Source organism: Stenotrophomonas sp. Pemsol (genome assembly GCF_003586545.1).
Lineage (GTDB): Bacteria > Pseudomonadota > Gammaproteobacteria > Xanthomonadales > Xanthomonadaceae > Stenotrophomonas > Stenotrophomonas sepilia.
Genome location: NZ_CP025780.1, coordinates 1,385,024 through 1,400,253, shown reverse-complemented (window position 1 = coordinate 1,400,253; position 15,230 = coordinate 1,385,024). Strand labels below are relative to the sequence as shown.

Here is a 15,230-nt window from a genome sequence, read left to right as displayed (position 1 = left end):
CCACCCACACCGCCCCGCCTTTGACAGATTCCGGATGTCTGTTGGTAGGTGTCGACCTTGGTCGACACATCTGTCAGACATCGAATGAATTCATCCACGCATGGCATGGATCTACCGTGTCGACCAACGTCGACACCTACCAGAGCAGTACGCCGTTCCGGCAGATCACGGAAAACTGTCGAAGGCGGGGTGGGTCCGGTTGCAGGGGTGTCCGCGGCATGGATGCCGCGGCCAAGCCCTCAGGGATGGGTTTACGGCGTCCCCCGCGACCGGACCCACCCCGCCAATCCACGGATAGCGCGCTTCGGCTGTTGCCGTTGCCTCTGCGGGTGCAGGGCTGCAAGCCCTGCAAACCAAACCCCCTCAGTGAGCAGCAGGCCGCGACGGCGGCAACCACGCCGCCACGATGCCCAGCAACGGCAGGAACGCGGTCAGCTGGTAGACGTACTCGATGCTGGTTCTGTCCGCCAGCAGGCCGAGCACGGCGGCACCCAGCCCGCCCATACCGAACGCGAAACCGAAGAACAGGCCGGACACCATGCCGATGCGGTGCGGCATCATCTCCTGCGCATAGACCACGATCGCCGAGAACGCCGAAGACAGCACGAAGCCGATCAGCACCGCCAGCACCGTCGTCCACAACAGGTCGGCATGCGGCAGCATCAGCGCGAACGGCGCCACGCCGAGGATCGAGGTCCAGATGATCGGCTTGCGGCCGATCCGGTCACCCAACGGGCCGCCGAGGAAGCCGCCAGCGGCGGACGCCACCAGGAACGCGAACAGGTGCAGCTGCGCCTGCGCCACCGGAATGCCGAAATGGTGGATCAGGTAGAAGGTGAAGTAGCTGCCGATGCTGGCCATGTAGAAGTACTTGCTGAAGATCAGCACCAGCAGGATCGCCAGCACCTTGGCCACCGTGCGTGGTGGATGGCGCGGCGCCATCGAGGCGGTACTGGCCGGGCGCGGCGTGCCCAGATGCAACGCGTACCAGCGGCCAACATAGGTCAGCAATGCGATGCCGATCAGGGCCGCGCCTGCGAACCACGACGCGGCATGCTGGCCGTACGGCACGATCACTGCCGCCGCAATCAGCGGGCCCAACGCGGTACCGAAATTGCCCCCAACCTGGAACACCGACTGTGCGAAGCCATGACGGCCGCCCGAGGCGAGCCGCGCGATGCGCGAGGCCTCCGGATGGAAGATCGCCGAGCCGATGCCGACCATTGCCGCTGCCAGCAGCACCATCGCGTAGTTCGGCGCGAAGCCGAGCAGCAGCATGCCGCACAAGGTCGAGGCCATGCCGATCGGTAGCGAATACGGTGCCGGGCGGCGGTCGGTGGCTACACCGATCAACGGCTGGAAGATCGACGCAGTGAGCTGGTAGGTCAGCGTGATCAGGCCGATCTGGGTGAAGCTGAGATTGAAGCCGCCCTTGATCACCGGATAGATGGCCAGGATCAGCGACTGCATCATGTCGTTGACGACGTGCGAGGTGGAAATGGCGGCCAGCACGCCGGGGGCCGCCGGGCGTGAGGTCGTTGCGGGAGAAGCCAGGGTGGACATGGACGCAGTCAGGTTGGGGGCGAGCCACGCATGCTACGGTTGCCCCTCTCTCCCTTCTGCCGCGTTCAGGTCATGCCCTATCGCAAAAAGGACATCGCCAGTGACGTCGATCCGGCCGCGCCCTGGCGGGAGGTTCCACTGCATCGCCCGGTCACCTATCGGGTCACCCAGTACCCGGTAGGTACCCACATCCCTGGTCACAAGCACCAGCGCCACCAGCTGGTCTACGCCATCTCCGGCCTGATGGTGGTGCGGTCGGAAGTCGGGCGCTGGGTGGTCCCATCGAACCGCGCGATCTGGATGCCGGCCGGCATGGTGCACGCGGTGGACTGCATCGCCGCCGTGCACATGCGCAGCCTGTACATCGATCCGTCGTTCGCCTTGCACCTGCCAGCCGAGCCGTTCGCGGTGCAGGTCTCGCCCCTGCTGCGCGAGCTGCTGCAGGCCGCCACGCTGGTCAAGGGCGAGCACATCGAGGACAGCCGCGATGGCCGCGTGGTCCGCCTGCTGCTGGACGAGCTGCACCGCATGGACGTGCTGCCGTTGCACCTGCCTGCGCCAAGCGACCCGCGCCTGCAGCGGATCTGCCAGCACCTGCAGAAGCACCCCGGCGATGACGCCACGCTGCAGGACTGGGCGCAGGCGCTGGAGGTGGACGTGAAAACCATCCAGCGGCGCTTCGCCACCGAGCTGGGCATGACCTTCGGGCAGTGGCGGCAGCAGGCAAGGCTGCTGGCCGCGATGGAGCGGTTGGCGATCGGCGACAAGGTCATCGATGTCGCGCTGGCGACGGGCTACGACAGCCCCAGCGCGTTCACCAGCATGTTCAAGCGCCAGCTGGGGCAGACACCTGCGGCGTTTTTCCGGTAACGCCGTCCACGCATGGCGTGGATCCACCATCGCGGCGCATGCCCGGCGGAAACCATCGCAGATCGCAAACGAGAACGCCGGGCATGGCCCGGCGCTTCCGCTCAACGCTTCCGTTGAAGAACTCAGGACGTCATCCGGTCCCAGAAGCCCTTCACGCCGTCGATGAAAGTGGCCGATTTCGGCGAATGCTTGCGCGCTTCCTCGCCGACGAAGGTGGCTTCGAACTGTTCCAGCAGCTTGCGCTGCTCGTTGGTGAGGTTCACCGGCGTCTCCACCACCACGCGGCAGTACAGGTCGCCTTCGCTGCGGCTGCGCACCGAACGCACGCCCTTGCCGCGCAGGCGGAACAGCTTGCCGGTCTGGGTCTCGGCCGGGATGCGGATCTCCGCTTCGCCGCCGAGGGTGGCCACGCGCACGGTGTCGCCCAGCGCCGCCTGCGAGATGCGGATCGGCACTTCGCAGTGCAGATCATCGCCATCGCGCTGGAAGATGGCATGCTCGCGCACGCGCACTTCCACGTACAGATCACCCGGCGGCGTGCCGGCCGGGCCGGCCTCGCCCTCGCCCTGCAGGCGGATGCGGTCGCCGGTATCGACGCCCGCCGGCACCTTCACCGACAGCACCTTGTCTTCCTCGACGCGGCCGTTGCCGTGGCAGGTCTTGCAGGGCTTGGCGATGATCTGGCCACGGCCGCCGCAGTTGTGGCAGGCCTGCTGCATGGCGAAGATGCCGCGCTGGATGCGCACCTGGCCGCGGCCATGGCACACGTTGCAGGTCTCGACCTTGCCGTCCTCGGAGCCACTGCCATCGCAGTCGCCGCACTCGGCCAGGGTCGGAATCTCGATGCGGCGCTCGACGCCGCGCACGGCCTCTTCCAGATCCAGCTCCATCACGTAGCCGATGTCGGCGCCGCGACGGGCCTGGCGCGGACCACCGCCGCCACCGCCAAAGATGTTGCCGAAGATATCGCCGAAGATATCGTTCATGTCCGGGCCGCCCGGGCCGCCGCCGCCCATGCCATGCTCGAACGCGGCGTGGCCGTGGCTGTCGTACATGCGGCGCTTGTTGCCGTCGGACAGCACTTCGTAGGCTTCCTTGCACTCCTTGAAGGAGGCTTCGGCCGCCGCATCACCCGGGTTGCGGTCCGGATGGAACTTCATCGCGCAGCGACGGTAGGCCTTCTTCAGCTCGTCGTCGGTGGCGGTGCGGGCAACGCCCAGCACTTCGTAGTAATCGCGCTTGCTCATATCGTGAATCGGGTTCCGGAAAGTCGGGATTCGTCAAAGCGGAAGAGCGGAACCAGGTCCGCTCTTGCGTCGGGCGCCCCGACACGCCGGTGGGCGGTCAGGACCCTGATGCGACAACGGGACGCTGGTGGCCAGCGTCCCGCGTCGGTCCGGATCAGGACTTCTTGTCGTCCTTGACTTCGGTGAACTCAGCGTCGACCACGTCATCCTGCGCCTTGCCGACATTACCGGCGTCGGCACCCGGGGCACCGCCCTGGTCGGCCGAAGCAGCGGCGAACAGCGACTGGCCAGCTTCTTCCAGTGCCTTCGACTTGGCTTCGATCTGTGCCTTGTCGTCGCCCTTCATCGCGGTTTCCAGGTCAGCCAGCGCCGCCTCGACCTTGCCGATGACATCGCCGCCGACCTTGCTGCCGTGCTCGGTGATGGCGCTGCGGGTGCCGTGGATCAGGGCGTCGGCCTGGTTGCGGGCCTGCACCAGTTCCTGGAACTTCTTGTCTTCTTCGCGGTTGGCTTCCGCGTCGGCGACCATGCGCGCGATCTCCTCCTCGGACAGGCCCGAACCGGCCTTGATCTCGACCTTCTGTTCCTTGTTGGTCTTCTTGTCCTTGGCCGACACGTGCAGGATGCCGTTGGCGTCGATGTCGAAGGACACTTCCACCTGCGGCAGGCCGCGCGGGGCCGGCTCGATGCCGGACAGGTCGAACTTGGCCAGCGACTTGTTGAAGCGGGCCTGTTCGCGCTCACCCTGCAGCACGTGCACGGTCACGGCCGACTGGTTGTCCTCGGCGGTGGAGAACACCTGCGAGGCCTTGGTCGGGATGGTGGTGTTCTTCTCGATGATCTTGGTGAACACGCCACCCATGGTTTCGATACCCAGCGACAGCGGGGTCACGTCCAGCAGCAGCACGTCCTTGACGTCGCCGCCCAGCACGCCGCCCTGGATCGCTGCACCCAGTGCCACGGCTTCGTCCGGGTTGACGTCCTTGCGCGGTTCCTTGCCGAAGAACTCGGTCACCGCCTGCTGCACCTTCGGCATGCGGGTCTGGCCGCCGACCAGGATCACTTCGCTGATGTCGCTCGAACGCAGGCTGGCATCGTTCAGGGCGACGCGGCACGGCTCGATCGACTTCTTGATCAGGTCGTCCACCAGTGCTTCCAGCTTGGCGCGGGTCAGCTTGATGTTCAGGTGCTTCGGACCCGACGCGTCAGCGGTGACGTACGGCAGGTTCACTTCGGTCTGCTGGGCGCTGGACAGCTCGATCTTGGCGCGCTCGGCAGCGTCCTTCAGGCGCTGCAGGGCCAGCGGATCCTTGCGCAGGTCGATGCCCTGGTCCTTGTTGAATTCTTCAACCAGGTACTCGATGACGCGGTTGTCGAAGTCTTCGCCACCCAGGAAGGTGTCGCCGTTGGTGGCCAGCACTTCGAACTGCTTCTCGCCGTCGACGTTGGCGATCTCGATCACCGAGACGTCGAAGGTGCCGCCGCCCAGGTCGTACACCACGATCTTGCGATCCTTGTTGTCGCCCTTGTCCAGGCCGTAGGCCAGCGCAGCCGCGGTCGGCTCGTTGATGATGCGCTTGACGTCCAGGCCGGCGATGCGCCCGGCGTCCTTGGTCGCCTGGCGCTGGCTGTCGTTGAAGTAGGCCGGCACGGTAATGACCGCTTCGGTGACCTTCTCACCGAGGAAGTCCTCGGCGGTCTTCTTCATCTTCTCCAGCACCTTGGCCGAGATTTCCTGCGGGGCCATCTTCTTGCCGTCGCTGGTGGCGACCCAGGCATCGCCATTGTCATGGGCCAGGATGCTGTACGGGACGTGGGCGATGTCCTTCTGCACCTCGCCATCGGTGAACTTGCGGCCGATCAGGCGCTTCACCGCGTAGAAGGTGTTCTTCGGGTTGGTCACGGCCTGGCGCTTGGCCGAGGCACCGACCAGGACTTCGCCGTCCTTGGTGTAGGCGACGATCGACGGGGTGGTGCGATCGCCTTCCGAATTCTCGATGACGCGGGCCTTGCCGCCGTCCATGATCGCCACGCACGAGTTGGTGGTGCCGAGGTCGATACCAATGATCTTGCCCATGGGGGAGACTCCTGAGGATGCTTGTTGGGGTCAGTCCGGCCGTTCGGCCGGTGGATGAATACGATGTGGGGGAGGCCCGTGGAACATTCAAGCCACCTCCCGAACGCTGTGTTTCCGACGATCCGGCGCGTTCAGCGTCGGGTCGGGTGACGGGTCTGTCCGCCGCCCGGCCCTGCCGGATCAGTCGGCGGCCACCACCACCAGCGCCGGCCGCAGCAGACGCTCGTTAAGCAGGTAGCCCTTCTGGAACACGGTCACCACGCTGCCCGGGGCAGCGCCCGGGGTCGGCACTTGGCTGATGGCCTGGTGGTGTTCCGGGTTGAACGGCTGGCCGATCGGATCCAGCAGCGCCAGGCCGTTGTCGGCGGCGACCTTCAGCAGCTGCTTGTAGGTCAGCTCCAGGCCTTCGCGCAGCGGGTGCGGGTCGTCGCCAGCGGCCTTCAGGCCGGCATCCAGGCTGTCGAACACCGGCAGCAGCTCGCCCAGCAGCTTCTCGTTGGCGAACTTGCGGGCCTGCTCGATGTCACGGGCAACACGCTTGCGCTGGTTTTCCAGGTCGGCGCGCTCACGCAGCGCATCGGCCTTGACCTGCTCGACTTCGGCGCGCAGGCGCTCGACTTCGTCGTTGACGCCGGCGGTGGCAGCCGCATCGGCGGCACTCTGCTGGGATTCGATATCTGGATGTTCGTGGTTCATGTCTGGGTCCCTGGCGGTCACTCTCCGCCTCCACCCACCCTAGTGTGGGCGGGATGCTGCGTTTCAAGCGTCGGATGTTCCCGGCGTGCGTCCGGCCGGTGAAAAGGCCGCGCCAAGCACATCGGCGGTGGCCTGGACCAGCGGGATCACCCGGTCGTAGGCCATCCGCTTGGGACCGATCACGCCCAGCACGCCCAGCACCTGGCCATTGGCGGTATACGGGGCGGTGACCAGCGAGACGCCCTGCAGCGGCATCATTCCGGTCTCTTCGCCGATGAAGATGCGCACCCCCGGCGCCTGGATGGTCCGCTCCAGCAGCTGCAGGATCTCGCGCTTGCTGGAGAACAGCTCGAACAGTTCGCGCAGGCGCTCCAGGTCGGACAGGTCCTGCACGCCCATTAAGCGGGTCTGCCCGGCCACCAGCATGTCGTCGGCCGCCGGCTGCAGGGCCTGCTCGGCCAGTTCGATGCTGTGGGCCAGCAACTGCTCCAGTTCGGACCGGGCGTCGCGCAGCTCCAGCAGCAGTCGGGTACGGATCTCGGCCATCGGCAGGCCGGCGAAATGCGCATTGAGGTAGTTGGCGACCTGCTCCAGCTGGCCTGGCGCAAACTCCTGCCGGGTCTCGATCACCCGGTTCTGCACCTCGTTGTCGGCAAATACCAGGATCGCCAGCACCCGGCGCCCATCCAGCGCCACGAAATCGATCTGGCGGAAGGCGAACTGCTCGCGCCGCGGTGCGCTGACCACGCCGACGAAGTGGCTCATCGCCGACAGCAGCTCCGAGGCGCTGCCGAGCAGGGCCTGGGTGCTGCCGCCACCGGCCAGTTCCTGGCGCAACCGGGCCAGCTCGCCCTCGCCCGGCGGCTGCATCTGCAGCAGGCTGTCGACGAACACCCGGTAGCCATGCGCGGTCGGGACGCGGCCGGCCGACGTATGTGGCGAGGCCAGCAGGCCCAGATCCTCCAGGTCGCCCAGGATGTTGCGGATGGTGGCCGGGCTGACCTCCAGGCCGGCCACGCGCGCCAGCGTCTGCGAGCCGACCGGCTCGCCGTCCTGGATATATCGCGCGATCAGCGTGCGCAGCAGGTGGCGCGCACGCGGGGCAAGCTGGTCGGGAGAACCGTGCATGGAATCAACCTGTGAGACACGGACACTAGATAATGGCGGCGCATCGCCTTGGCAAGTCATTGGACCTCCCGCGCCCGCGTGCTAGCGTTGCGCGGCTGCTGACACCCCCTTACCCATGCTCAGACATCTTTCGATCAAGGATTTCGCCGTCGTCCGCGCCACCGAACTGGAGTTCGGGCCAGGCATGACCGTGGTTTCAGGCGAGACTGGCGCCGGCAAGTCGCTGATGGTCGACGCACTGGGCTTCCTGTCCGGCCTGCGCGCTGACAGCGGCGTGGTCCGCCATGGTGCCGCACGCGCCGAGCTTTCCGCCGAGTTCGCGCTGGAGCAGCTGCAGGCCGCCCGCCAGTGGCTGGCCGACAACGAGCTGGACGACGAGGACCAATGCCAGCTGCGCCGCGTGATCCGCGCCGACGGCGGCTCGCGGGCCTGGATCAATGGCCGCCCGGTGACACTGGCACAGCTGGGCGACCTGGCCTCGCTGCTGGTGGAGATCCACGGCCAGCATGAACAACAGGCGCTGCTGGCGCGCCCGTCGCAGCTGGCCCTGCTGGATGCCTATGCCGGCAACGAGAACGAGCGCCGCCAGGTGCGCCACGCCGCCGCGGCCTGGCAGGCACTGGTCGATGAATCGCTGGCGTTGTCGCAACAGGGCGACGTCAGTGACCGGATCGGCTTCCTGGAGCACCAGCTGCGCGAACTGGACCGCGAGGACCTTGAGCCGGAATCGATTGCCGCGCTTGGCGCCAGCCACCGTCGCCAGGCCCACGCCAGCGCCCTGCTGAGCGCCTGCCAGGCAGCCAGCAACCAGCTCAACGGCGATGACGGCAGCTCTGCGCTGGACCTGCTGCAGCAGGTGCGCCACGAGCTGTCGCGCCTGATCGAGCACGACCCGCGCCTGGGCGAAGTGGACGGCCTGATCGAGAACGCCTCGATCCAGCTGCACGAAGCCCTGTCGCTGCTTGATCGCGTGCACGACGATCTGGATGCCGACCCGGAACAGTTCGAGGAGAACGAGCGCCGCCTCGGCCGCCTGCACGACCTGGCCCGCAAGCACCGCGTGCCGATGGACGAACTGGGCGCGCAGCGCGAGCGCATGCATGCCGAAGTGGAGCAGCTGCGTGGCGCCGACGAGCGCCTGCAGCGCCTGGCCGGCGAGATCGACAAGGCCGCCGCCGCCTGGCGCGTACAGGCTGAAGTGCTGACCGCCAGCCGCAGCAGCGCTGCTGCCGAACTGTCGGCCACCACCACCGGCATCATCGCCGAGCTCGGCATGGGCGGCGGCCAGTTCCTGATCGAACTGGAGCCACAGGACAGCGGCAAGCCCGACCCGCAGGGTGCCGAGCGCGTCGAGTTCCTGGTGGCGGCCAACGCCGGCCAACCGCCGCGCGCCCTGCGCAAGGTGGCCTCGGGCGGTGAACTGTCACGTATTTCGCTGGCCATCGAAGTGGCCGCGCTGGACTTGGATGCGGTGCCGACCATGGTGTTTGACGAGGTCGACTCCGGCATCGGCGGCGCGGTGGCTGACATCGTCGGCCAGAAGCTGCGCGCGCTCGGCGAGAAGCGCCAGGTGCTGTGCGTGACCCACCTGCCGCAGGTCGCCTCCAAGGGCCACGCCCATTACCGGGTCAGCAAGGCCCCGGTGGAAGGCATGACCCAGAGCGCAGTGGAAAAGCTGGACAACAAGGCGCGCGAGGAAGAGCTGGCGCGCATGCTCGGCGGCGTGGAAGTGAGCAAGGAAGCGCGCGCCGCCGCCCGCAAGCTGCTGCAGGCCTGAGGCCTGTTCACGGTTATCCACGCATGGCGTGGATCTACAACCCACCCGCACGGTAGTGCCGGCCGCTGGCCGGCAACCCAACACCGGTGGACGATGATCGTGAGGTTGCCGGCCAGCGGCCGGCACTACCCGTATCACCCCAACGGCCGCGCCAGATCCACGTTCTCCACCAGGAAATCGAGGAACGCGCGCACTCGCAGCGGCAGGTAACCGCCCTGCCCGAGGAACACCGCGTGCACCTCTTCCAGGTCACCGGGATTGGCCTCTTCCAGCACCGGCAGCAAGCGCCCGGCAGCAATGTCCTCCTGCACCTGGAATGCCGCCAGCCGCGCCATGCCCAGCCCGCCCAGCACCAGCTGGCGCAGCGCATCGCCGTTGCTGGCGCGGGCATTGCCACTGGGCAGCAGCATCCGCTCGCGCCCCTCCTGCAGCAACGGCCACCCCTGCATCGCACGGGCATGGCCGATGTCCAGCCGGTTGTGCGACTGCAGCTCCTCGGCAGTGCGTGGCAGCCCGTGCCGCTGCGCGTAGGCCGGTGCAGCCACGATCATCATCCGCGTCGCGCCCAGCCGTCGCGCCACCAGACTGGAGCTCTTCAGCGGCCCGGCCCGCACTGCCACATCGGTGCGCTGCTCCAGCAGGTCGATCACCTCGTCGTTGAGGGTCAGGTCCACGCCCACCTGCGGGTTACGCTCAAGAAACGCCGGCAGCAGCGGCAACAGGAAATGGCGGCCAAACGGCACGTTGGAGTTGACCCGTAGCCGCCCGCGCGGCTCGGCATGGGCGCTGGCACAACGCTCGGCCTCGTCCAGGTCGGCCAGCACGCGCAGGCCACGCTCGTAGAACGCGCAGCCTTCCGGGGTCAGCTGCAGCTGGCGGGTGGAGCGTTGCAGCAGGCGCGTGCCCAGCCGTTGCTCCAGCCGCGCCACCAGCTTGCTCACCGCCGACGGGGTCATGTCCAGCGTGCGGGCCGCAGCGGAAAAGCCACCGGTCTCGATCACCCGCACGAACACTTCCAGCTCGCCGGATCGGTTGATGTCGGGTCGCGCCATGGCGATGAATCCAGTTCACAGATGATTGTCCGTGCGCAGTCTAGTTCACAGATAAGCACGGAATCACCATGGCGGTCCCTCCACTCGGGACTGCCCGATGAACCGCTTGAGCCAGCTCACCACCACCGCCCTGCTCGCCATGTCCGGCGCCGCCAGTGCCGCATCCGCCCCGCACTGGGTCGCCAGCTGGCAGGCCAGCCCGCAGCCGGTCTGGAACGCGGATTTCCTGTTCCCGACCCTGCTCCCGGCCACGCTGCAGGACCAGACCTTCCGCCAGACGGTGCGTGTCAGCCTGGGCGGCCCGCGGCTGCGGGTGCGGCTGAGCAATGCCTACGGCACCCGGCCGCTGCGGATCGGGGCGGCCAGCGTGGCCGCACGCGCGGGCGCCATCCCGCAACCGCTCAGCTTCGGCGGCCAGCCCGGGGTGTTGATCCGGCCCGGTCAGGAACAGCTGAGCGATCCGCTCCCGCTGGCCACGGATGACCGCCAGGCATTGCAGGTCAGCGTCTTTGTGCCGGGGCCGGCAACCGTTCAGACGTTCCATTGGGAAGGCCGCCAGACCAGTTGGATCGCCCCCGGCGACCAGAGCCGGGCCCAGGCCCTGAGCGCAGCTAGCAGCACCACCGCCCGCCTGCTGCTGACCGGAATTGACGTCGAGGCCGACGCCGACGCGCGCAGCGTAGTGGTGATCGGGGATTCGATCACCGACGGTGCCACCGCCAGCCTCGACCAGGACCAGCGCTGGACCGATCATCTGGCCGCGCGCCTGGCAGCGCGGGGCATAGCCGTGGTGAACGCCGGCATTTCCGGGGGGCGGCTGCTGCGCGACGGCATGGGTGAATCCGCCCTGGTCCGCTTCCGGCGCGACGCGCTGGACCAGCCTGCGGTATCCAGTGTGATCGTGCTGATCGGCATCAATGACATCAGCTGGCCAGGTACCGCATTCGCCCGCAACCAGGCCCGGCCCACGCTGAGCGAGCTGCAGGCGGGGTATCGCGCGCTGGCAGAACAGGCCCGCCGCCGAGGTGTGCGGATCGTGGGCGCTACCTTGCCACCGTTCGCTGGCGCCCTGCCCGGCACGCCGCTGGACGACTACTACCATCCGGACAAGGACACCCTGCGCCGCCAGCTCAATGTCTGGCTGCGCACGGACAGCCCGTTCGACGCGGTGATCGACCTGGACGCGGCGCTGCGCGACCCGGCCGATCCCTCACGGATGGCCGTGGCCTACGACTCCGGCGACCACCTCCACCCGGGTGATGCCGGCAACCGGGCCATGGCTGAGGCGGTGGACCTGGAGATCCTGCTGGGCCGCAAGGGGTCGGATCCCTTACCTGAACGGAAAGGGCTCTGACCCCATCAACGAAAAACCCCGGGCAGGCCCGGGGTTTCGTCGCATCCAGCTGGCCGGAACGGATTACTTGCGCTTCTTGCGCACGTACAGCACCAGCGAGTGCTCTTCCAGCTCGTAGCCATGGTCTGCGGCGATCTTGCGCTGCAGTTCCTCGATCTCGTGGCTTTCGAACTCGATGATCTTGCCACTGTCCACGTCGACCATGTGGTCGTGGTGGCCGCCACGGTCCAGTTCGTAGACCGCCTGGCCGCCCTCGAAATTGTGCTTGAGCACGAGGCCGGCGGCCTCGAACTGGGTCAGCACCCGGTACACCGTGGCCAGGCCGATCTCGTCGCCGTGCTCCAGCAGCTGGCGGTAGATGTCTTCGGCGGTCATGTGGTGCTGGGCATTGCGCTGCTCGAGCAGCGCCAGGATCCGCATCCGCGGATGGGTCACCTTCAGGCCGACTTTACGCAGGTCGTGGGTTTCCATAGGTCTCCGTTCATTGGCGATTTAGCGCCAGCTGCCTCGGATTGGGTCGCGGTGGCACGCCGGGAGTGTATCATCGGTTTGATTTCCCCAACCGCCAGTCCCGATGCGCAATCTCCTGTTGGTCGCCGCCGTCGCCCTGTCCACCACCGGGTGCGGCATCATCTACAAGCAACCCATCTATCAGGGCAACCTGATCCGGGAAGATGCCGTGGCCAAGCTGCAGGTCGGGCAGAGCAAGCAGCAGGTCACCGCGCTGCTGGGCACCCCGTCCATTCCCGACCCGTTCCACGCCCAGCGTTGGGACTACACCTCCAGCCAGCGCGTGAACCGCCTGGGTCGTACCGAAGTGAAGAACTTCGTGGTGTTCTTCGAGAATGACACCGTGACCCGCTGGGAAGGCGATTACTTCCCGGGCAACGACAAGGCCCTGGCCCAGCAGACCGTGCGCCAGTTCGGCCGCAACCTGCCGAAGGACAAGAAGAAGAAGGGCCGCTGAGCCCCCTGCCCGTCCGCAGATACGGCTGCCGGAATCAACCGCCGAGTGCGCGACGCCGGCGGTTGTCCTTGGGGTCGGCCAGCAACGGGCGCAGCAACTCGATGCGATCACCTTCCAGCAGTGCCTGCTGCGGGCGAGCCAGCACACCATGCACGGCGACGGCGGGGCAATCGGCACTGCCTTCCAGCGCGGCGGCGGCAATGGCGTCGGCCACGGTCGCACCTTCTTCCAGCTGCAAGCGGCGCGACAGCACCCGCTGCGGCCAGGCCAGCACCACCTCGACCTCGATCATCGCTCAGCCCTCGTCGGCGACGCGGACGAAATCGTTGACCATGCGATCGGCCAGCCCCTGGAAGCCGATCGCCAGCGCCGGACCGAGCAGGCGCGAGCTGGGTTCGAACTCCAGGGTCAGGGTGACCTTGCAGGCATCCTCGGCCAGCGCATGGAATTCCCAGCGGCCGTGCAGCTGCTTGAACGGGCCATCGCGCAGCTGCATATCAATGCTGTGCGGGCGCTGCAGGGTGTTCTCGGTCTGGAACCATGTGCTGAACGAGCCCAGGCCCAGGTCCAGTCGCGCCACCAGGCGGTCCTCGCCCTCCTCAACGATCTGGGCAGCAGAGCACCAGCGGAAACGGCGCGGATAGGCCTGGACGTCGTTGACCAGGTCGAACATGCGCGCGGCCGAATGTTCGACCAGGGCGCTGCGGCGGATAGTAGGCATGAATACAGGACGTTTCGGCAATCGACCGGGCGGGCCCGAATCGGAGACAATACGGAAATGAGCAAGAACAGCGGCAAGGATAAAGCAAAGAGCGCGACGGCCAACAAAACCATCGCGTTGAACAAGCGTGCCCGCCACGAATACCACATCGAAGAGCGCTTCGAGGCCGGCCTCGCCCTGCAGGGCTGGGAGGTCAAGTCGATCCGCGCAGGCCGTGGCAACATCATCGATGCCTACGCCTATGTGAAGCGCGGCGAGATCTACCTGATCGGTGCACAGATCACCCCGTTGATCCAGGCCTCCACCCACGTGGTGGCCAATGACCGGCGCGAGCGCAAGCTGCTGCTGCACCGGAACGAGATCGACAAGCTGATCGGCAAGGTCGAGCGCGATGGCTACACGATCGTGCCCACTGCGATGTACTGGAGCAAGAACAAGATCAAGCTCGAAGTCGCGCTGGCCAAGGGCAAGCAGACCCACGACAAGCGCGATGCCGCCAAGGACCGCGACTGGGCGATCGAGAAGCAGCGCGTGATGCGTCGCGGCAACCGCGACGCATGATCACTCCCATCGGCGCCATGGCGACTGCCAGCGCCGATGAAACGCGCACGTTGTGCGCGCGCCTGCTGGCCTTCAACCAGGCCCACGGCGGCGATGCGTTCGATGAGACCCCAGTCCGCCTGGCCTGGCATGACGAGCACGGCAGGCTGCGCGGCGGCGTGCTGGCCGACGTCTGTGCCGGCTGGCTGCAGGTACATGTGCTGTGGGTGGATCCGGAACTGCGCGGGCAAGGCATCGGCCAGCGCCTGCTGGCGGAAGCAGAAGCCGCCGCGCGCCAGCTTGGCGCCCGCAACGTGATGCTGGATACCTTCGACTGGCAGGCCGAAGCCTTCTATCTGCGGCAGGGCTACACCGTGTATGGGCGACTGCCCGATTGCCCACCCGGTCACGAGCGGATCTACCTGCGCAAGACGTTGTCGGGGTCGTAGTCGTGTCGGCGCTGGAGTTGCCTGCCGGTCACCCCGCCAGCACGCCCTGCCCGCGCATGCGCGGTGCCAGCGCCGCGTGCATCACGGCCAGATGCATCACCACCGCCAGTTCGGGCGCATGCCGGTCATCGCCGGCGCGCCACCGCTGCGCCAGCTGGGCTGCGTCGGCCGGCAGCAGGGCCAGCAACTGGGCGTCATCCATCGAATCGGCCGCGCCCTGGAGCTGCTGCGCCATCTGCCGCGACTGCCACACATGCACGCCGATGCTGAGGCTGGCCAGCGACATCAGGACCACGGCCAGCCCGTGCTCGAACCACTGCGACAGCACTTCCGGCCCCCACAGCAGGGCCGCCAACACCGCCAGGCCCGGCAGGCGCCAGCCCAGCCAATGGATGCGACCGCGCTGCGACCAGTGCACCACCACCGCACTGGCGACCAGTGCCGCGGCCGCGGTGGCCGGCAGTTCGGTCAGGCAGGTGGCCGCCAGCAGCGCGCCCAGCACGGCCCAGACCCAGCCAGGGGGCAATGCCCGTCGCTGGTAGTCGGCCCCGACGGGTCCGACCAGCTGTCGCAGGCTGCGTTGTTGGCTTGCCTCGGTCACCCACAGTCTCCGTGTTTGTCCTGGCCCGGATGGTCGCCGCCAGTGTGTCGCAAATTCGTGCCCATGACGTTACCAATCCGCTATGACGGAGGCTCTACAACTTGTTGCGGATTGCCAAGGTGACTGTTCAGCTGTTTTGGCGTAGCATTGCCAGCGTTGGGCAGGCACTGAGCGTGGCGACACGAAAC

General features: G+C 67.2%; 16 protein-coding genes. 6 read left to right on the top strand and 10 right to left on the bottom strand.

Translation table 11 applies throughout. The features are described 5' to 3' along the window. Window positions 1–363: 363 nt before the first annotated feature. Entirely contained in the window at window positions 364–1,563 is a 1,200-nt protein-coding gene (locus PEM_RS06545; RefSeq protein ID WP_005416188.1) for an MFS transporter, read from the bottom strand. Window positions 1,564–1,635: 72 nt separating this feature from the next. Here PEM_RS06545 and PEM_RS06540 point away from each other — a divergent pair, with 72 nt between their 5' ends. After that, a complete protein-coding gene (locus PEM_RS06540; RefSeq protein WP_049416914.1) occupies window positions 1,636–2,433 on the top strand; it encodes a helix-turn-helix transcriptional regulator in 798 nt (265 codons plus the stop codon). A gap of 122 nt (window positions 2,434–2,555) precedes the next feature. On the opposite strand, the gene dnaJ is transcribed toward PEM_RS06540, so the two are convergent. The 4 genes from dnaJ to hrcA all read right to left on the bottom strand — a co-directional run bounded on the left by dnaJ (window position 2,556) and on the right by hrcA (window position 7,581). Further along, window positions 2,556–3,680 (bottom strand): molecular chaperone DnaJ, encoded by a 1,125-nt coding sequence (gene dnaJ / locus PEM_RS06535; RefSeq protein ID WP_100477941.1) that lies wholly within the window; start codon window positions 3,678–3,680, stop codon window positions 2,556–2,558. A gap of 154 nt (window positions 3,681–3,834) precedes the next feature. Continuing rightward, the gene (gene dnaK / locus PEM_RS06530) at window positions 3,835–5,757 is read right to left on the bottom strand and encodes a molecular chaperone DnaK (protein ID WP_111128288.1); all 1,923 of its coding nucleotides are present in this window, start codon (window positions 5,755–5,757) and stop codon (window positions 3,835–3,837) included. A 180-nt stretch (window positions 5,758–5,937) separates the two neighbouring features. Then, on the bottom strand, window positions 5,938–6,453 hold the full coding sequence (gene grpE, locus PEM_RS06525; RefSeq protein WP_005416181.1) for a nucleotide exchange factor GrpE: 516 nt from the start codon (window positions 6,451–6,453) through the stop codon (window positions 5,938–5,940). A gap of 63 nt (window positions 6,454–6,516) precedes the next feature. Beyond that, on the bottom strand, window positions 6,517–7,581 hold the full coding sequence (gene hrcA, locus PEM_RS06520) for a heat-inducible transcriptional repressor HrcA (RefSeq protein ID WP_005416180.1): 1,065 nt from the start codon (window positions 7,579–7,581) through the stop codon (window positions 6,517–6,519). A gap of 115 nt (window positions 7,582–7,696) precedes the next feature. On the opposite strand from hrcA, the gene recN reads away from it, so the two are divergent. Next, complete coding sequence (recN, locus tag PEM_RS06515; RefSeq protein WP_111128289.1) at window positions 7,697–9,358, top strand: DNA repair protein RecN; 1,662 nt, start codon at window positions 7,697–7,699, stop codon at window positions 9,356–9,358. A gap of 134 nt (window positions 9,359–9,492) precedes the next feature. On the opposite strand, the gene PEM_RS06510 is transcribed toward recN, so the two are convergent. Beyond that, window positions 9,493–10,410 (bottom strand): LysR family transcriptional regulator, encoded by a 918-nt coding sequence (locus PEM_RS06510; protein WP_065185194.1) that lies wholly within the window; start codon window positions 10,408–10,410, stop codon window positions 9,493–9,495. A 97-nt stretch (window positions 10,411–10,507) separates the two neighbouring features. On the opposite strand from PEM_RS06510, the gene PEM_RS06505 reads away from it, so the two are divergent. Then, on the top strand, window positions 10,508–11,764 hold the full coding sequence (locus PEM_RS06505; RefSeq protein WP_111128291.1) for an SGNH/GDSL hydrolase family protein: 1,257 nt from the start codon (window positions 10,508–10,510) through the stop codon (window positions 11,762–11,764). Between the two features lie 63 nt (window positions 11,765–11,827). Here PEM_RS06505 and fur read toward each other — a convergent pair whose 3' ends face one another. After that, window positions 11,828–12,235 (bottom strand): ferric iron uptake transcriptional regulator, encoded by a 408-nt coding sequence (fur, locus tag PEM_RS06500; protein ID WP_005409235.1) that lies wholly within the window; start codon window positions 12,233–12,235, stop codon window positions 11,828–11,830. 103 nt (window positions 12,236–12,338) lie between these two features. Between fur and bamE the strand changes: the two genes are divergently transcribed. Continuing rightward, complete coding sequence (gene bamE / locus PEM_RS06495; RefSeq protein WP_005409234.1) at window positions 12,339–12,731, top strand: outer membrane protein assembly factor BamE; 393 nt, start codon at window positions 12,339–12,341, stop codon at window positions 12,729–12,731. 34 nt (window positions 12,732–12,765) lie between these two features. On the opposite strand, the gene PEM_RS06490 is transcribed toward bamE, so the two are convergent. Together PEM_RS06490 and PEM_RS06485 are read right to left on the bottom strand one after the other, a co-directional pair. Beyond that, window positions 12,766–13,023 carry an RnfH family protein gene (locus PEM_RS06490; RefSeq protein WP_005416176.1) on the bottom strand — a complete coding sequence of 86 codons (258 nt, stop codon included), beginning with the start codon at window positions 13,021–13,023 and terminating at the stop codon, window positions 12,766–12,768. Window positions 13,024–13,026: 3 nt separating this feature from the next. Continuing rightward, window positions 13,027–13,452 carry a type II toxin-antitoxin system RatA family toxin gene (locus tag PEM_RS06485; protein WP_005416175.1) on the bottom strand — a complete coding sequence of 142 codons (426 nt, stop codon included), beginning with the start codon at window positions 13,450–13,452 and terminating at the stop codon, window positions 13,027–13,029. 57 nt (window positions 13,453–13,509) lie between these two features. Here PEM_RS06485 and smpB point away from each other — a divergent pair, with 57 nt between their 5' ends. Continuing rightward, window positions 13,510–14,013 carry an SsrA-binding protein SmpB gene (gene smpB, locus PEM_RS06480; protein WP_005416174.1) on the top strand — a complete coding sequence of 168 codons (504 nt, stop codon included), beginning with the start codon at window positions 13,510–13,512 and terminating at the stop codon, window positions 14,011–14,013. Further along, the gene (locus tag PEM_RS06475; RefSeq protein ID WP_095377359.1) at window positions 14,010–14,441 is read left to right on the top strand and encodes a GNAT family N-acetyltransferase; all 432 of its coding nucleotides are present in this window, start codon (window positions 14,010–14,012) and stop codon (window positions 14,439–14,441) included. Before smpB ends, PEM_RS06475 begins: the two co-directional genes overlap by 4 nt. Window positions 14,442–14,469: 28 nt before the next feature. Here the strand turns inward: PEM_RS06475 and PEM_RS06470 are convergent, their stop codons facing one another. After that, window positions 14,470–15,042 (bottom strand): hypothetical protein, encoded by a 573-nt coding sequence (locus PEM_RS06470; RefSeq protein WP_065179671.1) that lies wholly within the window; start codon window positions 15,040–15,042, stop codon window positions 14,470–14,472. Window positions 15,043–15,230: the final 188 nt, after the last annotated feature.